Origin of the sequence: Pseudomonas sp. MWU16-30316, from assembly GCF_020515645.1 — a bacterium.
Lineage (GTDB): Bacteria > Pseudomonadota > Gammaproteobacteria > Pseudomonadales > Pseudomonadaceae > Aquipseudomonas > Aquipseudomonas cerasi.
Genome location: NZ_JAIZAZ010000009.1, coordinates 184070 through 206514, shown reverse-complemented (window position 1 = coordinate 206514; position 22445 = coordinate 184070). Strand labels below are relative to the sequence as shown.

Below are 22445 nucleotides of genomic sequence, written 5' to 3'. Positions count from 1 at the left end.
GGTTGCAGAAACCTCTGCATCCTCCTGAGCTCATAACTCTACCTCTCCGGCAGTCATCCAGCCCCACGTGCTTATGGCAATCCGGCGCGCTTGCCCTTATGGTTCGGCATCAGGTTCCACGCACCCGTCAAGGAAGCAAGCATGTCCGTTACAACCTCTCTGAGTGCAGGCTTCATGGTGGTTCAAGGCAACCGCCCGGATGAACTGCGCAGTCTGGTTGTGTCCTGGATGCGGCGATATCCATTGGCGCCCCTGGAAAACGAGATTGCTCTGGTGCAGAGCAACGGCATTGCGCAATGGTTGAAGCTGGCCTTGGCCGAAGATGCCCAGGATGAAGACAACGGTGGCTGTGGTATCGCCGCCGCCATAGACGTTCAGTTGCCCGGCAGTTTCATGTGGACCCTGTATCGCATGGTGCTGGGTGCAGATGAGATCCCCCAGACGTCCTTGCTCGACAAGACCCCTTTGACCTGGCGCTTGATGCGCTTGCTGCCGTCGCTGATCCATCAGCCGCACTTCGAACCCCTGCAGCGCTTCCTGACCGACGACACTGATCTGCGCAAGCGTTATCAACTGTCCGAGCGCCTGTCCGATCTGTTCGACCAATACCAGGTTTACCGTGCGGACTGGCTGGAAGACTGGGCCGCTGGCCGTCATCAATTGCGCGACGTACGAGGTCAGTCCAGACCATTGTCAGCTGCCAATTGCTGGCAGGCCGAACTGTGGCGTGCGTTGCTGGACGACGTCGGGGCTGAAGGGATGTCGCAGAGCCGCGCGGGCGTGCATCAGCGTTTCATCGAGCGCATCGGCAACATGACCGAAGCGCCGCCGGGCTTGCCGGCACGGGTCATCGTTTTCGGCATTTCGTCACTGCCTGCACAAGCGCTCGAGGCGTTGGCAGGGCTGGCCAGATTCAGTCAGGTTCTGCTCTGTGTCCACAACCCGTGTCGCCACCACTGGACCGATATCGTCGCCGACAAGGACCTGCTGCGTCACCAGTACAAACGTCAGGCGCGCAAGAGCGGAATGCCGATGGTCCTCGACCCGCAGGCGCTGCATCAGCATGCTCACCCGTTGCTAGCGGCCTGGGGCAAGCAGGGACGTGATTACATCAACCTGCTGGACAGCCATGACGATCCACGCAGCTACCGTTCCTCGTTCAAGGACGAGCGCATTGATCTGTTCAGTGAAGCGCAGCCCACCACACTGCTGAACCAGTTGCAGGACGATATTCTCGAGCTGCGTCCGCTGGATGAAACCCGTGAGCTCTGGCCGGCCGTCGATCCTCTTGAGGACCGCTCGATCCGCTTCCATGTGGCTCACAGTGCGCAGCGCGAAGTGGAAGTGCTGCATGACCAGCTACTGGCGAGATTCAGCAAAGACCCTGGCCTGCGTCCGCGTGACGTGATTGTCATGGTCCCGGATATCGACAGCTATGCCCCACACATACGCGCGGTATTCGGGCAGATCGAACGCGAAGATCGTCGCTTCATCCCCTTTACGCTGGCTGACCAGGGCCAGCGCGGCCGCGAGCCGTTGCTGATTGCTGTCGAGCACCTGCTCAAACTTCCGGACAGCCGTTTCCCGGTCAGTGAGATTCTTGACCTGCTGGACGTTCCAGCCTTGCGAGCACGCTTCAGGATTCAAGAGCGCGACCTGCCAACACTGCATCGCTGGATCGAAGGCGCAGGCATTCGTTGGGGGCTTAATGCTCAGCAGCGGGCCGGCCTCGGGCTGCCGGATGCCCTTGAGCAGAACAGCTGGCATTTCGGCCTGCGTCGCATGTTGCTGGGTTACGCCGTGGGTGCCGGTGCGGCTTACGACGGCATCGAACCTTACGATGAGATCGGCGGGCTTGATGCGGCGTTGATCGGTCCGCTGGTCGCGTTGATTGATGCTCTTCAGGTCGCCCACACAGAGTTGTCGACACCCACCACTCCGGAAGCGTGGGGGGCCCGCCTGCAATCGCTGCTGCAGTTGTTCTTCCTCGCCGACAGCGAGCATGACGACTACTTGCTTGCCCAACTGGAAACACTGCGCGAGAACTGGCTGGAAACCTGTGCAACGGTAAGGCTGACTGAAGAGCTGCCGCTGACCGTGGTGCGTGAGGCCTGGCTGGCCGGGCTCGATCAAGGGCGCCTGTCCCAGCGTTTTCTGGCGGGCTCGGTCAACTTCTGCACGCTGATGCCCATGCGCGCCATCCCGTTCAAAGTGGTTTGCCTGTTGGGCATGAACGACGGCGATTATCCGCGCGCGCAACCGCCGCTGGATTTCGATTTGATGGGCAGCGATTACCGCCCCGGCGACCGTTCCCGGCGTGAAGACGATCGTTACCTGTTGCTGGAAGCCTTGCTCTCGGCCAGGGACCAGTTGTATGTCAGTTGGGTTGGCCACAGCATTCGTGACAACAGTGAGCGTCCAGCTTCGGTGCTCATCGGTCAGCTTCGCGATCACCTCGCCAGCGGCTGGAAGCTGGCCGGCGAGACCGATCCGGACGTTAAACAGGATGATGAGCGCTTGCTGAAGGCCCTGACTGTGAATCACCCCTTGCAACCCTTCAGCGCCAATTACTTCCACGCCGGCACGGGGTACTTCAGCTTCGCCCGCGAGTGGCGTCTGCTGCATGAAACCGACCTTCAGGTGCCCGTGCCTCAAGCGCTGCCGCCTCACGAACAGGAAGAACCGCTGTCCATTGCGCAGCTACAGGATTTCCTGAGAAACCCGGTAAAACACTTTTTCAGCCAGCGCCTGAAGATCTATTTCGAAGTTGCTGAAGCGCCGCTCGCCGATGAAGAGCCGTTCGTGCTCGATGCCCTTGAGCGCTATGGCCTGAGTGAAAGCCTGCTTGGCGCAGGTATGTCCTCGCCGGACAATATGGATGCTGCTCTACAGACTCAGGCGCTGAAACTGCAAGCCAGTGGCCTGCTACCGCTCGCAGGTTTCGGCACCTTGATGCAGAGCGAGCTGATCGAACCGCTGCCTGACGTACTCAGGCGCTACCACGATCTACTGACCCTCTGGCCCGAGACCCTGAGCAGCGCTTTACCGATCAGCTTCAGCCATGCGGGTGTCAGCATCGACGGCTGGCTGGGCGGGTTGCACCGTAACGCCCGTGCCGAGCTGTTGCTGGTTACCGCCATTCCCAACAGCATCGGCTCGAAAAAGACCCGCAAGTGGCACCGGTTGATTCGGCCGTGGGTCAACCATCTGGTGGCGTGCGCTTGCGACCTGCCGTTGAGCACGGCACTGGTCGCCAGTGATGAAACCCTGATGCTGGAGCCGCTGGACAGGGCGAGTGCCGTCACCACGCTCAACCACTTGCTGACGGCCTGGCTGCACGGCATGCAGGAACCTCTGCCTGTCGCGGTCAAAACCGCCTTCGCCTGGTTGGGCCAGCCTGCCGACAAAGCCGAAGCGGCTGCTCGCAAAGCCTACGAAGGTGACGGACAGACCACCGACGGCGAGCGCCGAGAAAGCACGGCATTGGCTCGGCAGTTTCCGGACTTTGACGCACTGATGGGCAGTGAAGAATTCGCAGGCTGGTGCGAGACGCTTTACAAACCGATTTACGATGCGCCGTGGCAGTCGTTGTCCGGCGGGGAGGGTGGCGCATGAGCGAGCAATCCCTTCCTCTCGCGCTGCGCTTTCCACTGCGCGGCAGCCAGTTGATCGAGGCCAGCGCTGGCACCGGCAAGACCTTCACCATCTCCGCTCTGTACTTGCGTCTGGTGCTCGGCCACGGCACCGAGCAGTCCGGCTTTGGTCGCGAACTGCTGCCGCCGCAGATTCTTGTGGTGACCTTTACCGATGCCGCAACCAAAGAATTGCGTGACAGAATCCGTACCCGGCTGGCGGAGGCCGCTCGCTTCTTCCGTGACGAGATCGCCGCCCCCGATGGCCTGATTGCCGATCTGCGTGAACAGTTCGAAGCGTCGCTATGGCCAGCCTGCGCCAGCCGTCTGGACATTGCCGCACAGTGGATGGACGAGGCCGCGGTCTCGACCATCCACAGTTGGTGCCAGCGCATGTTGCGCGAACACGCATTCGACAGCGGCAGTCTGTTCACCCAGACGCTGGAAACCGACCACAGCGATTTGCTCGGCGAAGTCCTGCGCGATTACTGGCGCCGCTTCTGTTACCCCATGAGCGGCGACGCATTGCTCTGGGTGCGGGAAAACCTCAGCGGTCCGGCGGCGTTGCTGCCGCGTGTGCGAGGTCTGTTCGGCCGTGATCGCAGTCCACTCACCCAGGAACCGGCCGAACTGATTGCGGCGTCATTGCAAGAGCGCCGGGCAGCGCTTGCCGCGCTGAAGGCGCCGTGGGCCGTGTGGGCCGACGAGTTGTATGCGCTCTGTCAGGACGCGGTCGCTCGCAAGGCAGTCGACGGCCGCAAGATGCAGGAACGCTACTTCAAACCCTGGTTTGAAAAACTTGCTGCCTGGGCCGCTGACGACACACAGGAAGCGCTGGATCTGGGCACCGGTTTCACTCGTCTGACCCCCGACGGCATTGCCGAAGCCTGGAAGAGCGAGCCACCTGTGCACCCGGCCTTCGAGGCCATGGCACAGTTGAAGGCGGCGCTCGACGGTTTGCCCAAACCCGATGCTGCTGTGTTGCAGCATGCGGCGCAGTGGGTCAGCGCGCGCTTTGAAGAGGAGAAGCGTCGCCGCGCCGAGATGGGCTTTGATGACATGCTGCTCAGGCTCGACGCGGCCCTGCATGGCGCGGGCGGCGAGCGTCTGGCCACCCTGATTCGCGAGCAATTTCCGGTGGCGTTGATCGACGAATTCCAGGACACCGACCCTGTTCAGTACCGGATCTTCGACAGCATCTATCGTCTTGAGGCCAACGATGAGCAGACCGGGCTGTTCCTGATTGGCGACCCGAAACAGGCGATCTACGCGTTTCGCGGCGCCGATATCTACACCTACCTGCGTGCCCGCCAGGCGACCGATGGCCGTTGGCATACGCTGGACACCAACTACCGCTCCAGTCATGCGATGGTCGAGTCGGTCAACCACGTCTTCACGCGGGCAGAGCAACGAGAGCAAGGTCGCGGTGCGTTCCTGTTTCGTGATGAGCACGGCAATCAGGTGCCGTTCTCCGATGCGCTGGCCCAAGGCCGCAAAGAGGCGCTGCATGTCGACGGCGCACCCCTGACGGCGCTGACGGTCTGGCACTTGCCAAGCGACCAGCCGGTGTCCGGCGTGGTTTATCGTCAGCAGTTGGCAGCCAGTTGCGCGAGCGAGATCGTGCGTCTGCTCAATGCCGGTCAGCAGGGCCGTGCCGGTTTCGTTACGCCCGACAACACTCTGCGCGGGCTGCGTCCGGCCGACATTGCGATTCTGGTCCGCGACGGCAAGGAAGCGCAGGCGGTGCGTCAGCAACTGACCGCGCGTGGTGTGCGCAGCGTGTACCTGTCCGACAAGGATTCGGTGTTCGCCGCTCAGGAAGCCCACGACCTGCTGTCCTGGCTCAAGGCCTGCGCCGAGCCGGACTCCGAACGCACACTGCGTGCCGCGCTGGCGTGTATCACGCTGGACCTGCCGCTGGCCGAGCTGGAGCGCCTGAATCAGGACGAGCTGGCGTGGGAGCGGCGCGTCATGCAGTTTCGTGCCTATCGCGCCATATGGCGCAGCCAGGGCGTGCTGCCGATGCTGCGCCGTCTGTTGCACGACTTTGCCCTGCCACAGACCTTGATGACCCGCAACGATGGCGAACGAGTACTCACCAACCTGCTGCACCTGTCTGAACTGCTGCAGCAGGCCGCCGCCGAACTGGATGGCGAGCAGGCGCTGATCCGTCATCTGGGCGACCATCTGGCACTCTCCGGCCAGGCCGGGGAAGAGCAGATCCTGCGTCTGGAAAGCGATGAGCAACTGGTCAAGGTGGTCACCATCCACAAGTCCAAGGGCTTGCAGTACCCGCTGGTGTTCCTGCCGTTCATTTGCTCCTCGAAACCGGTGGACGGCAGCCGCTTGCCTCTTCAGTTTCACGACGCCGACGGCAAGTCCCAGATCAGCCTGCAGCCTACCGAGGCGCTGATTCAACAAGCCGATGATGAACGTCTGGCCGAAGACCTGCGTTTGCTCTACGTCGCACTCACCCGATCGGAACATGCCTGCTGGCTGGGCGTCGCCGACCTCAAGCGTGGTAATGCCAACACCTCGATGCTGCACCGTTCCGCACTGGGTTACCTCCTGGGCGGTGGCGCAGTGCTGGCCGAGTCGGCGGAGCTGAACGTCTGGCTGCGTGATCTGGCCCAGGGGTGTGACGCGATTGCCTTGCAACCTGTGCCGGAGCCCACCGACGAGCGCTTCAGTGCGCCGCGCAACGAAGCGGCGCTGGTCAAGCTGCTGGTGCCCAAACGCCGCGCTGCCGAGAACTGGTGGATCGCGTCCTACAGCGCCCTGCGCATCGGCGACACGGTAACGGCCGGTGCCGATGAGTCGCCTGACAGCCCGCAGGCACAGAAACTGTTCGACGACGAGCGTCTGGACCCTGAAGCCCCGCGCGACATCCTGACCAGCGGCGGCGATATCCATCGTTTTCCGCGTGGCCCCAATCCCGGCACCTTTCTGCACGGGCTGCTCGAATGGGCTGGCAACGAAGGTTTTGCGATGATCGCGCACGCGCCGGAGAAACTGCAGGACGCCGTCGCCCGGCGCTGCAACCGACGCGGCTGGGCGGGCTGGATCAATACCCTGAGCGATTGGCTGCAACACATGCTGAACATGCCGTTGCGCCTGTCGCCGGACGCCGCACCGGTGGCCCTGGGCGAACTGGATCAGCCCAATCAGTACCGTGTGGAGATGGAATTCTGGTTCGCCAGCAATAACGTCAACGTCGCGCAGATGGACGCCCTCGTGCGCCGCTTCACCCACGACAACGCACCGCGTGCTGGGACCGAGACGGTCTCGCTCAACGGCATGTTCAAGGGCTTTATCGACCTGACGTTCGAACACGAAGGCCGGTATTACGTGGCCGACTACAAGTCCAACTGGCTGGGCAGCGACGACAGTGCGTACACCCAGCTGGCGATGGAAACCGCCATTCTCGACAACCGCTATGACCTGCAATACGTCCTCTACCTGCTGGCCCTTCACCGTCAGCTCAAGGCGCGGATGGCCGACTACGATTACGACCAGCACATGGGCGGCGCGCTTTACCTGTTTCTGCGCGGCAGTCGCTCGGCCTCCCAGGGAGCGTATTTCACCCGTCCGCCACGTGAGCTGATCGAGAGTCTGGACCTGCTGTTTCAGGGCAAACCGATAGCGCATGACCTGCCGGGAGCATTGGCATGAGCCGCTCGTTCGATGATCTGTTGCCTACCGCGCTGGACGATATCAGCCTCGCGGAGTTGAGCCCGCTGACGCGTGTCAGCGATCTGCTGATCCTGCTCGAACGTTGGGTCGAGCGCGGCTGGTTGCGTGCTCTGGACAAGGCGTTCGTCGCGTTCCTCAGTGACCTCGATCCGCACGCCGATCCGTTGGTGCTGGTGGCTGCGGCGCTTACCAGCCATCAGCTCGGCCACGGTCACGTCTGCCTTGACCTGTACGAGACCCTCAAAGAACCGGACTTCGCCCTGTCACTGCCACCCGAAGGCGATCAGCAGAGCGCGCCGATGCTGCTGCCCTCACAACTGCTGGCAGCACTGGATGGCGCCGCCTGGTGCCAAGCGCTGGCCGGCAGCATGCTGGTTGCCGAGGTGGGCGATTCAAGTGCCGAAGCGCGACAAAAACCACTGGTGCTGGCCGAGCGGCGTCTGTACCTGCGCCGCTACTGGACTTACGAACGGCGTATCGCAGCAGCCTTGCGTCAGCGCCTGGCACAGCGTGAAACGCCGCCGGAGGATCTGCCGCAGCAACTCGACGCATTGTTCGGCCCGGCCAATTCTTCGCTACAAGCTGTCATCGACTGGCAGAAACTTGCCTGCGCACTGGCGACCCGCAAGGGCTTCAGCATCATCACCGGCGGCCCCGGCACCGGCAAAACCACCACGGTGGTGCGTCTGCTGGCCTTGTTGCAGGCCCCGGCGGTACAGAGTGGCCAACCGCTGCGCATTCGTCTCGCGGCACCTACCGGCAAGGCGGCGGCACGTCTGACCGAGTCCATCAGTCAACAGGTGCAGAGCCTGGATGTCAGTGACGACGTACGACAGAAAATCCCCAGCGAGGTGACCACCGTCCACCGCTTGCTGGGCAGTCGCCCCGGTACCCGGCACTTCCGCCACCATGCGGGCAATTTACTGCCGCTGGATGTGCTGGTGGTTGATGAAGCCTCCATGATCGACCTGGAAATGATGGCCAATCTGCTCGACGCACTGCCGCCGCATGCACGCATGGTTCTGCTGGGTGACAAGGACCAGCTGGCCTCCGTTGAGGCGGGGGCGGTACTCGGGGATTTGTGCCGTGACGCCGAAGAAGGTCTCTACAGCCCCGACACCCAAGCCTGGCTGGAAGCCGTCAGCGGCGAAGACCTCGGCAAGGGCGGTTTGCGCCAGGGCGATGCGCAGCAGCATCCGTTGGCTCAGCAAGTGGTGATGCTGCGCCACTCGCGTCGCTTCGGCCAAGGCAGCGGCATCGGCCAGTTGGCCCGGCTGGTCAACCAGCAACAGGACCAACAGGCCCGCACGCTGCTTGCGGCGGGCAGTCATGACGACCTGTTCGCCCTGGCCCTCAAGGGCGAACAGGACCTCAAGTTCGAACGCCTGGTCCTCGACGGTCTTGGCAGGGGCGAGCAAGGTCCGCAGGGTTACCGGCATTACCTGAACGTACTCGCCGCCGAGCGCCCCGCCGACGATTCGGCACTGGACGACGCGTGCTGGACCCGCTGGGCGCGCTCGGTACTCAGCGCCTTCGACGCCTTTCAACTGCTGTGTGCCGTGCGCAAAGGCCCGTGGGGTGTGGAGGGTTTGAACCAGCGCATCACTCACGCGCTGTTCAACGCGAAGCTGATCGAAAGCGAACAGCAATGGTACGAAGGTCGCCCGGTGCTGATGACCCACAACGACTATGGCCTTGGCCTGATGAACGGCGACATCGGCATCACCTTGCGCCTGCCCGAGCGCGACGGCGAGGGCAAACAGGTATTGCGCGTCGCCTTCCCCCGCAACGACGGCAGCGAAGGCGTACGCTTCGTCCTGCCCAGCCGCCTCAACGAGGTCGAAACCGTGTACGCCATGACCGTACACAAATCCCAAGGCTCGGAATTCGCCCACACCGCCCTGATCCTGCCCGAAGCGCTCAACCCGGTACTGACCAAGGAGCTCATCTACACCGGCATCACCCGCGCCAAGCACTGGTTCAGCCTGATCGAACCGCGCCAGGGCATCTTCGAAGAATCCCTGCGCCGCAAGGTCAAACGTCTGAGTGGGCTGATGTTGGGGCTTTGATCAGCAGTCGACTCTCGTGCCGATGCTCCGCGTTGGCATGCTGTCGGTGATGCTTTACGAGGGCTGTCAGTCCTGTGGGCGCAGCCCCGGCCGCAACAACCTGAGAGTTACGTGCGTCGTTTCTCGAGAGCGGAAAACAGGTACATACCGGCCAGTAAGGCTAATAGGAATATGAGGATTTTCCAGTGTCCTGTAAGCAGAGTGGCGACCGCTGGCCCAGGGCAGATTCCCGCAATGCCCCAGCCAATCCCGAACACCAGGCTGCCAACGATCAAGCGGGCGTCCAGCTGGGTTTTCACCGGGAGCTGCATACGGGCACCCAGCAAGGATTGCCTGTTCCTGCGCGCCCAGTTCAGGGGGACGACCGCCACCGAGATGGCACCTGCCATTACCAGAGCAAGCGATGGATCCCACGTTCCGCTTACATCAAGAAAAGCCAATACCTTGGCAGGGTTTGCCATGCCAGCCAAAAGCAGACCAAAGCCAAATATCAAGCCTGCAAAAAATGCGGTCACCTTGAGCATCTTCAGACCCCCAGTACATGGCGACTGACGTATACCGTCGCAAATCCGGTAGCCATAAAGCATAGCGTCGCCACGATGGAGCGAGGAGACAAGCGGGATATCCCGCACACACCATGACCACTCGTACAGCCCGAACCGTAACGGGTACCCACGCCAACGAGCAGGCCCGCGATGACCAGAACGGGCCATTCTGAATTAATTTCTATCTCCGGCAACGCTGTGAACGCCGCCCACAATAATGGCGAAATCAACAGGCCAAGCAGGAACAGCGCCTTCTCGCCCCAGCCTTCACTGCCCAATTGCAAAAAGCCCCCCAACACGCCGCTGATGCCGGCAATACGACCATTCGCGAGAACGAACAAGCTGACGGCCAGCCCTATCAAGGCTCCTCCGCATAATGACGTCCAGGGTGTGAAGTTGATCCAATCAATGCTCATTTCGTATTTCCTGCACAAAGGGGGGCCTGTGGGGGGGGGCGTTGACTGGTAAAGCACTATCACCGGCATGATAACCATCTGCCCGGGTGGGTTGCGCGGCTGCTGTGCGAGAGTTAATGGAGGAGTCAGCTATCGGCTCGGCCTACCAAGGCAGCCATGGGAGTATCTTCTGTGTTTACTCATTGGCTGTGCCGAGTTTGACGTGGCGCGGGTAGCACGCCTCAGGGCTGGAAGGGGTCTGCTCGCCCAGGACACTGTTTCAGACGAGCAATGACCTCAGGCGCCGTTTTCGCCGTGTCGATCCTGCCGATATCATCAAGATAGATGTCTATCATCCGCCCCCATTTCGGTGTTACGTAGAAACACCTCTGAAATCCCTTGTCGGTCCACCAATCGAACCTCATGAAGAAATCTTTATCAGTGAAGATTTGGCCCCACTCGACCGCTGAGCCGCCACCTGCGGGCATGTCACCCTTATAGATTTGATGCTGAGTGTTCCAGATGTATCGGTACTCTTCCTTTCCTTCATGAGAAAAATTTACTGCCACGACTGGAGAAGCTAAGTACCAAAAAGCGATAGGGCCGACCAATAGGCCAACAAGCAGCCAACGGCCATACCCGGTTTTAGTTTTGCTTGCATTTGTGTTCACGGATGCCTTTTCCCCATGCTCCAGGTGCTACTGCAAGAACTTCCTTCATTACCATTTGTGCCGTAATTCCACCTGTGGGGTTTTGGCTGAACAGCTTGATCCCAATGCTAATCGAAATCCGGTCTGGGGCGTCGTCCCATGCTCGGAGTCCATCAATGTCGGCCGAGCGATTAGGCCCCGAAAGTTTTCTTTCCTCTTTCGGTTTCTGTAGGACCTCGACTGCTTTCCTGAGTGTGTCTGAAACGATCTGCTCAGCACCTGCGCCATCCAAAAGGATGCTTTCGGAAAGCCCACCAACTCGCCCGACGTATCCATAGTGAATGTTCGACCAGATGTCATAGAAGTAATCGTAATCGCCCTGTTTGTGGTAGACGACGCCATCGTATTTCGCGGCGAGTATCGGTTTGTGGTCCCACGGGCGATTCTGACCAACACGTTCTGCCCAGATAGCAAAAGCCTTTGCTTGCATACCGGCCGCCATGCTGCAGAAATCCGGGCCGGGACCAAGGCGCAGGTAAAATGGAAGCGCCTCATACTCCTTCATCTTTGCCGCCGCATCGAAGCTATTGAGGTCTCTCATCTGACGAACTTCTGGACTATTGATGTTGGCGTTCATCTCTCCAGCAATATAAGTCGCCAGCTCTTCCATCCTGTCAGGGTGTTTGCTAACAACAGGTTCCGCTTTTGGCTAAGGCTTCGCCTCTGACTCCCTAGCGGCAGCCTTAGGTTCTAAGGGCACCTTAGTGCCGGAAAGGATCAGGTTCGCCCTCACATTTTTTCAAGCGTTCAATAATGGCGGGAGATGTTTTGTTAATGTCGACTCTACCCGACTCCGTTAGGTATATATCTAACGTAGCCCAGCGCTTGGGCGTTATGTCGATACATCTCATATGGCCCTTGATGGGGCCCCAAAAGAAAACCATAAAAAAATCTTCATCGGGGAATAGATGACCAACATCAGATGACGCTTCTCCCGGAAGCATCCTCTCTCTATGAATTTGGTGTTGCGTATCCCATACTAAACGAAGTTCATCCGTAGCTTCTTTGGAGTAATGAATAACTACGCTGGGGGTAGCAGCATACCAAGCCGTTAGCAGAGCTATAAGCGCGAACAAAACTGCATGACGCAACTTAAGTTTTCTCACATTGATGATCAATGACACCTGCTCCCCATGCTTGTGGTGCAACCGAAAGAACCTCTTTCATTATCATTTTCGATGTTATGCCACCATGAGGGTGCAGGTTAAAGAGTTTAATCCCGATCCCGACAGATATTCGGTCGGGATCGTCGTCCCAGGCGCGGAGTCCCTCTACGTTCTCGGCACGTTGAGGCCCCCGGTGTTTTCTGCTTATCTGTGGTTTTGTTATGTCACTGATCGCCCCGACAGAGTCTGAGACTATTTGCTCTAACCCCGCACCGTCGGCAAGCACGCTTTCTGAAAGCCCGCCTGCGCGGCCAACATATCCGTAGTGGATGTTAGACCAAATATCATAAAAATACTCGTACTCTCCTTGCTTGTGGTAATACCCACCGAACTTCTTATGGATTTTCGGCTTGTGGTCCCAATCCCTATACTGCCCTACACGCTCAGTCCAAATCACCAACGCAGCAGCGCCATTTGCTGCGCCAATAGTTTGGGGGCTCGTCGCGCCAACTTGAGCATACCAAGGCAGGTCCATTTGCTTGCGCGTCTCTTCGGCAACGTCATAACTGAGCAGTTTTTTCATTTTCAAAACAGAAGGGTGATGAATATTGCGATTCATCTCGTCCGCAATGTATGTCGCCAGTTCTTCCATCCTGTCAGGGTGTTTGCAAACAACAGATTCCGCCCTTGGCTCAGGCTCCGCATCTGACTTCTCACCGACTGCCTCAGGGCCTACCGAAGCGTTCGCCGCCAAGGCTTTCTCCGTGAGCTTCGGGTCAGCCAGCAAGGTCGCCATCTTCTCGTCGTCCACGGAACCGTCTGGCCGGAAGGCCCCCAGCGCCATGAAATTGATAATGGTCGCGCCACCAGCGTCGCTCATGACGAAGCCGCCACCCACATTGCCTGAGCCCGTGATGATTGTCCCGCCGTGACTGGTGGGGCTTCCTAGGTGGGCCATAGGACGGCCATTCACCAGAATGGAAGGAAAGCCTGTAGTGATGACCGCGCCACACCCGCAGGTATCCCCCACACGTGCCGCGCCCATGCCGTTGATGTTGACGTCATCGGATGCAGAAGCGATAGGCGTTGTACCGTGCCCCGGTAATGGGCAGGCGTGCTTGTCGCCCAATCGGGCTGAAGAAATCATTGCATCCCGTCCCTGCGTTTTGATCCGTAGACAACCAGCGTTTAGTTGACGCGTGGGAGGCTACCGGAAGCGCAAAAAGCGGTATGTAGGGGAAATCTTAGTTTTGCGAAGGACCTTGAGAATCTGATCGAAGAGTCGGGGTGACCTCAATGGTTGCGAACCAGCATCCGTGTCACAAACCGTCGGCCAACTCCGGTCTGCCCCGCTACTATAAGGCCACCTGATCCCTCGAAAATCTGTCATTGAAGGAAGCGAATAGCGCGGTTTTCCCCCAACAAAAACCCCTTATTCAACTCCGTCACCTCCCGAATGTAATCCCACAGCAACGTGATCCGCTTCAACTTGCGCAGATCCTCCCGGCAATACATCCAGAATTGACGAGTGATGTTCACCTCCTCCCTCAGCACCGGCAGCAGCCGTGGGTCTTGGGCAGCGAGGAAGCATGGCAGGATCGCCAGTGCGCGGCCCTGCAGGGCGGCGGTGTATTGGGCGATGACGCTGGTGCTGCGCAGCTGTGCCTGGGCGTTGGGCAGCAGGTTGCTCATGTACAGCAGCTCGGAGCTGAACGCCAGGTCGTCGACGTAGCTGATGAAGACGTGCTCGCTCAGGTCCGCTTTGTGTTCGATGGGCGAGTGGTTGTCGAGGTAGGCCTGGGTGGCGTACAGACCCAGGCTGTAATCGCAGAGTTTGCAACACACGTAAGGACCGTGTTCGGGCCGCTCCAGGGCGATGACGATATCCGCCTCGCGCTTAGACAGGCTGATGAAGTGCGGCAGCGGCAGGATGTCCAGCGAAATGCTCGGGTAGCTGTCGAGAAAGCGGCTCAGTTGCGGGGTGATGAAGAAGCTGCCGAAGCCTTCGGTGCAGCCCATGCGCACATGCCCGGATAGCGCGACGCTGGACCCGGAAACCTGTTCGCAAGCCATGTGCAGTGTGCTTTCGATGGACTCGGCATAACCCAGCAGGCGCTGACCTTCGGTGGTCATGATGAAGCCGTTGGTGCGCGATTTCTCGAAAAGCAGTGTGCCCAGTGAGGTTTCCAGCGAGTTGATGCGCCGCGACACGGTGGTGTAGTCAACGCCCAGACGCCGGGCCGCGCTGCTGACTTTTCGGGTGCGTGCCACCTCGAGGAAAAACTTCAGGTCATCCCAGTTCAAAAGCCCCAGGGAGGTGATGTTTTTTTGCATGTTGACCCTGCTTTTATCTGCGTTCTTGTTAGAAGTTTGCACATCTATACTCCAAAGCACGCCCCCTGACCAATTCAAAAACAAGACTGCCGGGAGGCCACGCTCATCCTTCTGCACAAGCTGTGGATGCGTGGTTTGCTGAAGGGAGAATCGCTGAAATGAATGCCTCACTGAACCACACGACGACCTCGATTGCTCGCGTGAAACTGCTGATCAACGGCGAATGGACCGACTCGCAAAGCAGCGAATGGCAAGACATCGTCAATCCCGCCACTCAGGAAATCCTCGCCCAGGTGCCATTCGCCACGGCCAGTGAAGTGGACGCCGCTGTCGCAGCTGCTCACGCGGCCTATCGGACCTGGCGTGAAACACCCATTGGTGTGCGTATGCGCATCATGCTCAAGTTGCAGGCGCTGATCCGCGAGCACTCCAAGCGTATCGCGGCGGTACTCAGTGCCGAGCAGGGCAAGACGCTGGCCGATGCCGAGGGCGATATCTTTCGGGGTCTGGAAGTGGTCGAGCACGCCTGTTCGATCGGCACGCTGCAAATGGGTGAGTTTGCCGAGAACGTCGCCAGTGGCGTTGACACCTATACCCTGCGCCAGCCGATCGGCGTGTGCGCCGGGATCACGCCGTTCAACTTCCCGGCGATGATTCCGCTGTGGATGTTTCCTATGGCGATCGCCTGCGGCAATACATTCGTGCTCAAGCCTTCCGAGCAGGATCCGCTGTCGACCCTGTTGCTGGTCGAGTTGGCGATCGAGGCGGGAGTGCCGCCCGGTGTGCTCAACGTGGTGCATGGTGGCAAGGAGGTGGTGGACGCGATCTGCACGCACAAGGACATCAAGGCTGTTTCCTTCGTCGGTTCAACGGCGGTCGGCACGCATGTCTACGATCTGGCCGGTCGGCATGGCAAGCGGGTGCAGGCAATGATGGGGGCGAAGAATCATGCCGTGGTGCTACCCGATGCCAACCGTGAGCAAACGCTGAACGCGCTGGTGGGCGCGGGTTTCGGTGCGGCGGGTCAGCGGTGCATGGCGACCTCTGTGGTGGTGCTGGTCGGCGCGTCTAGACAGTGGCTGCCCGACCTCAAGGCACGGGCGCAGACTCTCAAGGTCAATGCCGGTAAGGAGCCGGGCACTGACATCGGGCCGGTGATTTCACGACGGGCCAAACAACGCATTCTGGATCTGATCGAGAGCGGCGTGCGTGAAGGCGCGACGCTGGAGCTGGATGGTCGGGAGGTTTCGGTTCCGGGTTACGAGAGCGGCAACTTCGTGGGGCCGACCTTGTTCTCGGGCGTCACCACCGACATGCAGATCTACACCCAGGAAATTTTCGGGCCGGTGCTGGTGGTGCTGGAAGTCGATACCCTCGATGAGGCGATCGCGCTGGTCAACGCCAACCCGTTCGGCAACGGCACCGGGCTGTTCACCCAGAGCGGTGCGGCGGCACGCAAGTTTCAAAGCGAGATTGATGTCGGGCAGGTCGGGATCAATATTCCGATTCCCGTGCCGGTGCCGTTTTTCAGTTTTACCGGCTCGCGGGGTTCCAAACTGGGCGATCTGGGCCCGTACGGCAAACAGGTGGTGCAGTTCTACACGCAGACCAAGACCGTCACCAGTCGCTGGTTCGATGACGATAGCGTCAACGATGGCGTGAACACCACGATCAATCTGCGCTGAGCGCTGGCGGTCAATTCGCTCGGGAGAACAATAATGAGCATCGCATTTATCGGTCTGGGCAATATGGGCGCGCCCATGGCCCGCAACCTGATCAGAGCCGGTCACGCCTTGCAGGTGTTCGACCTCAACAAGAGCGTACTGGCTGAGTTCGCCGAGCTGGGCGCACAGGTCAGTGACTCACCCGCACAGGCGGCTCAGGGCAGTGAGCTGGTCATCACCATGCTGCCCGCAGCGGCACATGTGCGCAGCGTGTACCTGAGCGACGACGGCGTGCTGAAAGGCATCGCACGAGGCGTCCCGGCGGTTGATTGCAGCACCATCGACCCGCAGACCATCCGCGACATCGCCGCTGTAGCTGCGCAGCAAGGCGTTGTGTTGGGCGATGCGCCGGTGTCGGGCGGCACCGGTGGGGCGCAGGCCGGGACCCTGACCTTCATGGTCGGAGGCTCTGCCGGGCATTTCGCCGTGCTCAAACCGGTGCTGGAACAGATGGGCCGCAACATCGTGCATTGTGGTGACGTGGGCACCGGCCAGATTGCCAAGATCTGCAACAACATGCTGCTGGCGATTTCCATGATCGGCGTGGCCGAGTCTATGGCGCTGGGCAATGCACTGGGTATCGATACCCAAGTGCTGGCCGGCATCATCAATACCTCGACCGGTCGTTGCTGGAGTTCCGAGGCCTACAACCCGTGGCCCGGCATCGTCGAAACCGCGCCCGCGTCACGCGGTTACAGTGGCGGCTTTGGCGCCGAGTTGATGCTCAAGGACCTGGGCCTGGCAACCGAGGCCGCGCGCGCTGCGCATCAACCGGTCATCCTCGGCGCAGTGGCGCAACAGCTGTACCAGGCCATGAGCCTGCGCGGTGATGGCGGCAAGGACTTCTCGGCGATCATTGAGGGGTATCGCCCGAAAGCCTAGGCGTCACCCGTGTCGGGAATCAGTGGGGCGTTGCTGTGTATCCGGTTTTTACATTAGGAAAACGCGGCAGAACCGGCTACTTTGGGCCTCGTCAGATCAGCGCAGGGATGCTCGGTACGCTTCGATGAGAAGTGCCGCATCCTCGCCTGGAGGCTGGCGCTTCACTCATCAAACGTCCCTGACCCAGAAAAAGAAGAGATCGACCATGAAGTTCGAACCCCTCGCCAGATCGTTGATCGCGACGGCACTGATTGTCGCGTATTCCCCCACATTCGCGGCGTCACAAGCGCCGGTCGCTGCCGAAAACGGCATGGTCGTGACGGCTCAGCACCTGGCTACCCACGTGGGTGTCGATGTACTCAAGGCTGGCGGCAATGCGGTCGATGCGGCCGTAGCGGTCGGCTACGCGCTGGCGGTGGTCTATCCCGCTGCCGGCAACCTCGGCGGCGGTGGTTTCATGACCATTCAGCTGGCCGACGGGCGCAAGACCTTCCTCGACTTCCGTGAAAAGGCACCGCTGGCCGCGACTGCCAACATGTACCTGGATAAGGACGGCAAGGTCATCCCTGATCTGAGTGCCAAGGGCCATCTGGCCGTCGGCGTGCCTGGCACCGTCTCCGGTATGGAAATGGCCCTGAGCAAGTACGGTACCCGCAAGCGTGAGGAAGTCATCGCTCCGGCGATCAAGCTCGCCGAGGAAGGTTTTGTGCTGGGTCAGGGCGATGTCGACATGCTGTCGAGCGCCACGGATGTATTCAAGGCGGACATGGCCGATTCCGGTTCGATCTTCCTCGACAAGGGCGAACCGATGCAGGTCGGTCAGAAACTGGTGCAGAAAGACCTGGCCAAGACCCTCAAGGAAGTCTCCGAGAAGGGCAGCGACGGTTTCTACAAGGGCTGGGTTGCCAAGGCGCTGGTCGATTCCAGCCAGGCCGGCAAGGGCATCATCACCCAGGCGGACCTCGACCATTACAAGACCCGCGAGCTGGCTCCGGTCGAATGTGATTACCGTGGCTACCACGTGGTCTCGGCACCGCCTCCGAGCTCCGGCGGTGTGGTCATCTGCCAGATTCTGAATATCCTCGAAGGCTACCCGATGAAAGAGCTGGGCTTCCGCTCGGCGCAGGGCATGCATTATCAGATCGAAGCCATGCGTCACGCCTACGCGGACCGCAACAGCTACCTGGGCGACCCGGACTTCGTCAAGAATCCGGTCGAGCACCTGCTGGACGTCAAGTATGCCGCCAAGCTGCGCGCTGCCATCGATCCGCAAAAGGCCGGTGACTCGAGCAAGATCAAACCCGGCGTCGCGCCCCATGAAGGCAGCAACACCACCCACTATTCGATTGTCGATAAATGGGGCAATGCGGTTTCGGTGACCTACACCCTGAACAACTGGTTCGGCGCGGGCGTCATGGCCAGCAAGACCGGCGTGATCCTCAACGATGAAATGGATGACTTCACCGTCAAGGTCGGCGTACCCAACATGTACGGACTGGTGCAGGGCGAAGCCAACGCCATCGCGCCGGGCAAGACGCCGCTGTCGTCGATGAGCCCGACCATTGTCACCAAGGACGGCAAGGCTGTGATGGTCGTCGGCACGCCGGGCGGCAGCCGCATCATTACCGCCACGCTGCTGACCATGCTCAACGTCATCGACTACGGCATGAACATTCAGGAAGCGGTGGATGCGCCGCGTTTCCACCAGCAATGGCAGCCTGAGGAAACCAACATCGATACCTTCGCGGTCAGCCCTGACACGCTGAAGATTCTCCAGAGCTGGGGTCAAAAGTTCGCAGGTCCGCAGCCGCTCAATCATGTGGCGGCGATTCTGGTGGGCGCGCCTTCGCTGGGTGGCAAACCGGTCGGTAACAACCGCTTCTACGGTGCCAACGACCCGCGCCGCAACACCGGGTTGTCGCTCGGCTACTGAGTCACGCTGCTAATCGCGCCACGGCCCTGAGCTTCAGGGTCGTGGCGTTTTGCGTTCTAAGGTCTGCTCAGTTACGCACCCAACGCTGCCTGCTCCAACCGCTCAAAGCGTCGACGGCCAACACCAGTATCAGCATCGCCAGAATCACGGTACTGGCCTGCGCTTCCTGAAACAGGCTGAGGCTGACATACAGCATTTGCCCCAGACCGCCCGCGCCGACAAAGCCCAGCACGCTGGCCATGCGAATGTTGTTCTCCCAGCGATACAGCGTATACGCCAGCAGCTGTGGCCAGAGGTTGGGCAGGGTGCCGTAGCTGAACGCCTGCCAGGCGCTGCCGCCCTGCAGACGAATCGCTGCAGCGGGTTGCGGCGCGGTATTTTCCAGCGCCTCGGCAAACAGACGGCCCAGAACGCCCGTGGTGTGCAGTGCCAGCGCCAGCGTGCCGGCATTGGGGCCGAGCCCGGCAGCCAGCACCATCAACACGGCCCACACCAGTTCCGGAATGGCGCGCAGCGCATTGAGCAGCAGACGGCTCAGGCTGCGCAGGAACCAGCCGAAGCGTCCGGCAGCGGGCAGTGCCAGGAGCAAACCTGCAATGGCGGCCAGCAATGTGCCGAGTGCAGACATGGCGAGGGTTTCCAGGGTGCCCTGGCCGATTGCCTGCAGATGAGGGGCGCTCAGGTCCGGGCTCATGAAGCGCAGCGCGTAACGGCCCATCTGCGTCAGGTTGTCGTGGCTGCCCAAGGTGAACAGGTCGAGGCCGAGGTACACAAACGATGCGATCACTGCCGCAATCATCGTCAGCACCAGCAGCAGATTGCCTGCGCGCTTCATGTGAACTGCCTGCGCAGCAAGCGGCTGAGCTGGTCGGCGAGCAGCACCAGCAGCAGGAAGGTCAGCAGCATGCTCGCCACTTCGTCACCGGCGAACATGCGCATCGACAGGTCGATCTGCTGACCCAGTCCGCCTGCGCCGACGAAACCCATGACCACCGAAGCGCGCACGGCGCACTCCCAGCGGTACACAGTGTAGGACGTCAATTCGGCTGCCGCGTTGGGCAGGATGCCGTAAGCCAGCGCGGCCAGGCGACCGCTGCCTGCCTGGAGCAGCGCGTGGGCCGGGCGTTGGTCCACCGATTCGAAAATCTCCGCGTACACCTTGCCGAGCATGCCCGCATAGGTGATGGCGATGGCCAGCACGCCGGCCGCCGGGCCCAGGCCGACCGCGCGCACGAACAGCAGCGCCCAGACGATTTCCGGCACGCTGCGCAGGAAGATCAATACTCCGCGTGTCGGCCAGCGCAGGCATTGGCCGAGCCAGCCGGGGCGGCCGCCGTGTGAGGCGGCCGACAACGACAGCGCTTTGCTGGCGAGCAGGCTTGCCGGAACGGCCAGCAGCAAGGCAAGGGCAATGCCGGCCGTCGCGATCGCCAGGGTTTGCAGCGTCGCATCCAGCAGCAGCCCGAGGAATTCCGCAGAGTGCGCCACCGGCCAGAACCCGGAGAGAAAGCTGCCCATCGTCCGCGCATTATCGGCTTGCAGCAGTACCAGCGGATTCAGTTCGGCCAGACGAATGCCCGGCCAGAGCAGGGCGACCGCCAGCAACGTCAGCAACAGGCGTGGCGTTGCCGCCGGGTCGCGCTGATCCCGACTCAGCATCGTGGCGTCCAGCGTATTTCAGCCGCATCCGAAACCGCCTGAGGGCTGAGTTGTTCGTTGGCATACAGCGTGTCGAGATGCTCCCGGCCGACCTCGCTGGCGGCAAGGTCGAAGTGAATTCGCCCGTCGCGCACCCCGATGACCCGCGGAAAGTGTGCCAGCGCCAGTTCCACCGCATGCAGGCTGGCGACCAGCGTCACGTTGTGCTCGATGGCGTGCTGACACAGCAGCGCCAGGGTGTGATCGGCGAGGCGCGGGTCCATCGCCGAAACCGGCTCGTCGGCCAGCAGCAGTTCGGGTTGTTGATACAGGGCGCGTGCAATGCCAACCCGTTGCAGCTGTCCGCCGGACAACTGCTGGCAACGCTCGAACAATTTGTCCGCCAGGTCCAGACGTGCCAATACCTCGCGGGTGCCGCTGATGTCGAGGGGATGCAGCAGGTTCAGCAGGCTTTTGCCCAGCCCCCACTGACCAAGCCTGCCCGCCGACACCGCAGTGACCACCCGTTGGCGCGCTGGCAACGGCGGTGCCTGATGAATCAGCGCAATGCGGCTGCGCAGGCGCTGGCGTCGTGTGCTGGAGAGCTGCCAGGGATCAGCCCCCAGCACCTGCAGTTGCCCGGCACTGGGCGGCAGAGCGCTGGCCAGCAGGTTGAGCAGCGTGGTCTTGCCCGCACCGGATGGCCCGATGATCGCCACCCGCTCGCCGCGATCAATGCTCAGGTCCAAGCCGCGCAACGCCAGTGTGCCGTCGCTATGGCGCAGCTCGATGCCGGACAGACGCAAGGTCATTTCAGCAGGTCGGCAGCGCGTGCGGCTTCTTCGATGCCTTTGTAGTTCTCGGGCTTGGTCTCGATGAAGCGGCTGGCGGCCTGAAGGTCGAGGATCGCCTTCTGCTCCGGGTTGGTCGGGTCGAGATCAAGGAAGGCCTGTTTGATTTTCGCTGCCAGTGCCGGGTCGAGGCTGCCGCGCACGGTCCAGTTGTAGTCGAAATAAGCCGGTGTGGTCTGGAAGACATGAACCTTGTTGGTGTCGACCTTGCCGCTGGCGACCAGTTTGTCCCAGACGCTGGCATTGAGCACGCCTGCATCGACCTTGCCCGCCTGAACCCACGCGGCAGTTGCGTCATGCGCACCGGAATAGGCGACGCGGCTGAAGAACGTTTCCGGTTTGATGTTTTCCTTGAGCATGAAATAACGCGGCATCAGGCTGCCGGATGTCGAGGACACCGAGCCGAAGGCAAACGTCTTGCCCTTGAGGTCCGCCAGGGTTTTCACGTCCGGATCGGAGGTGATGAATTTGCTGGTGAATTTGGCGTCCTGCTCACGCTGTACCAGTGGCACCGCATTACCGGTCTTGAGGTTGACCTGAACGAAGGTGAAGCCGCCCAGCCAGGCCATGTCGAGCCGGTCAGTGGCCAGCGCTTCGACCACTGCCGGGTAATCCGCGACTGGAACGAACTCGACTTTCATGCCCAGCCGTTGCTCCAGATAAGCACCCAGCGGCTTGAACTTGCGCAGCAGTTCGGTGGGCGCTTCGTCGGGAATGGCCGAGACGCGCAGGGTGTCGGCAGCGTGGCTGGTCAGGGCGGAGAAGGACAGGGCAAGGCCGGCGGCGAGCGCCAGGGTACGCTTGAGCATGGAGGTTCTCCGGTTCAATAGCGGAAAAGGATAACGTGACGCCCGCCAGCACGAGCAGGCGGCGCTTCACAGGATTCGGTGGTGATGCGCGGGGATTATAAGAGGCATGGCGAGAAAGGCCAGT

Annotated in this window: 15 protein-coding genes and 1 pseudogene; 6 read left to right on the top strand and 10 right to left on the bottom strand. The window is 60.9% G+C overall.

All coding sequences use genetic code 11. The features are described 5' to 3' along the window. Nucleotides 1-141 precede the first annotated feature (141 nt). Genes recC through recD form a run of 3 tightly spaced genes read left to right on the top strand, consistent with a single transcriptional unit; the run spans nt 142 to nt 9394 of the window. Nucleotides 142-3615, top strand: a complete 3474-nt coding sequence (gene recC / locus LCH65_RS23955) for an exodeoxyribonuclease V subunit gamma (RefSeq protein ID WP_099266482.1) — start codon at nt 142-144, stop codon at nt 3613-3615. Further along, on the top strand, nt 3612-7304 hold the full coding sequence (recB, locus tag LCH65_RS23950) for an exodeoxyribonuclease V subunit beta (protein ID WP_226439858.1): 3693 nt from the start codon (nt 3612-3614) through the stop codon (nt 7302-7304). The genes recC and recB overlap by 4 nt, the downstream gene beginning before the upstream one ends. Next, nucleotides 7301-9394 carry an exodeoxyribonuclease V subunit alpha gene (gene recD, locus LCH65_RS23945; RefSeq protein ID WP_226439857.1) on the top strand — a complete coding sequence of 698 codons (2094 nt, stop codon included), beginning with the start codon at nt 7301-7303 and terminating at the stop codon, nt 9392-9394. The genes recB and recD overlap by 4 nt, the downstream gene beginning before the upstream one ends. A gap of 107 nt (nt 9395-9501) precedes the next feature. On the opposite strand, the gene LCH65_RS23940 is transcribed toward recD, so the two are convergent. The 6 genes and pseudogenes from LCH65_RS23940 to LCH65_RS23910 form a co-directional block, all read right to left on the bottom strand. Then, nucleotides 9502-9918 carry a DUF6691 family protein gene (locus tag LCH65_RS23940; protein WP_003371057.1) on the bottom strand — a complete coding sequence of 139 codons (417 nt, stop codon included), beginning with the start codon at nt 9916-9918 and terminating at the stop codon, nt 9502-9504. A gap of 2 nt (nt 9919-9920) precedes the next feature. After that, a complete protein-coding gene (locus tag LCH65_RS23935) occupies nt 9921-10424 on the bottom strand; it encodes a YeeE/YedE family protein (RefSeq protein ID WP_345945911.1) in 504 nt (167 codons plus the stop codon). A gap of 152 nt (nt 10425-10576) precedes the next feature. Next, nucleotides 10577-11005 carry a hypothetical protein gene (locus LCH65_RS23930; RefSeq protein ID WP_072367026.1) on the bottom strand — a complete coding sequence of 143 codons (429 nt, stop codon included), beginning with the start codon at nt 11003-11005 and terminating at the stop codon, nt 10577-10579. Continuing rightward, nucleotides 10980-11738: pseudogene (locus LCH65_RS23925) on the bottom strand (polymorphic toxin type 44 domain-containing protein); the annotation flags it as partial. The gene LCH65_RS23930 and the pseudogene LCH65_RS23925, both read right to left, overlap by 26 nt. A 398-nt stretch (nt 11739-12136) precedes the next feature. Further along, the gene (locus tag LCH65_RS23915; RefSeq protein WP_226439856.1) at nt 12137-13297 is read right to left on the bottom strand and encodes a polymorphic toxin type 44 domain-containing protein; all 1161 of its coding nucleotides are present in this window, start codon (nt 13295-13297) and stop codon (nt 12137-12139) included. Between the two features lie 239 nt (nt 13298-13536). Next, nucleotides 13537-14484, bottom strand: a complete 948-nt coding sequence (locus LCH65_RS23910) for a LysR family transcriptional regulator (protein WP_096106120.1) — start codon at nt 14482-14484, stop codon at nt 13537-13539. A gap of 158 nt (nt 14485-14642) precedes the next feature. Here LCH65_RS23910 and LCH65_RS23905 point away from each other — a divergent pair, with 158 nt between their 5' ends. The 3 genes from LCH65_RS23905 to ggt all read left to right on the top strand — a co-directional run bounded on the left by LCH65_RS23905 (nt 14643) and on the right by ggt (nt 19023). Continuing rightward, a complete protein-coding gene (locus LCH65_RS23905) occupies nt 14643-16169 on the top strand; it encodes a CoA-acylating methylmalonate-semialdehyde dehydrogenase (protein ID WP_096106121.1) in 1527 nt (508 codons plus the stop codon). Between the two features lie 33 nt (nt 16170-16202). Then, entirely contained in the window at nt 16203-17090 is an 888-nt protein-coding gene (mmsB, locus tag LCH65_RS23900) for a 3-hydroxyisobutyrate dehydrogenase (protein WP_003371068.1), read from the top strand. Between the two features lie 205 nt (nt 17091-17295). Then, nucleotides 17296-19023: a gamma-glutamyltransferase gene (gene ggt / locus LCH65_RS23895; protein WP_054082196.1), complete on the top strand. Its 1728-nt coding sequence runs from the start codon at nt 17296-17298 to the stop codon at nt 19021-19023. 67 nt (nt 19024-19090) lie between these two features. On the opposite strand, the gene phnE is transcribed toward ggt, so the two are convergent. The 4 genes from phnE to LCH65_RS23875 are packed head-to-tail and all read right to left on the bottom strand — an operon-like array spanning nt 19091 to nt 22321. Then, complete coding sequence (gene phnE, locus LCH65_RS23890) at nt 19091-19858, bottom strand: phosphonate ABC transporter, permease protein PhnE (protein ID WP_003371074.1); 768 nt, start codon at nt 19856-19858, stop codon at nt 19091-19093. Beyond that, on the bottom strand, nt 19855-20682 hold the full coding sequence (locus LCH65_RS23885) for an ABC transporter permease (RefSeq protein WP_003371075.1): 828 nt from the start codon (nt 20680-20682) through the stop codon (nt 19855-19857). The genes phnE and LCH65_RS23885 overlap by 4 nt, the downstream gene beginning before the upstream one ends. Beyond that, a complete protein-coding gene (locus LCH65_RS23880; protein WP_058396811.1) occupies nt 20676-21473 on the bottom strand; it encodes an ATP-binding cassette domain-containing protein in 798 nt (265 codons plus the stop codon). Before LCH65_RS23880 ends, LCH65_RS23885 begins: the two co-directional genes overlap by 7 nt. Then, complete coding sequence (locus tag LCH65_RS23875) at nt 21470-22321, bottom strand: putative selenate ABC transporter substrate-binding protein (RefSeq protein WP_044310119.1); 852 nt, start codon at nt 22319-22321, stop codon at nt 21470-21472. The genes LCH65_RS23880 and LCH65_RS23875 overlap by 4 nt, the downstream gene beginning before the upstream one ends. Nucleotides 22322-22445: the final 124 nt, after the last annotated feature.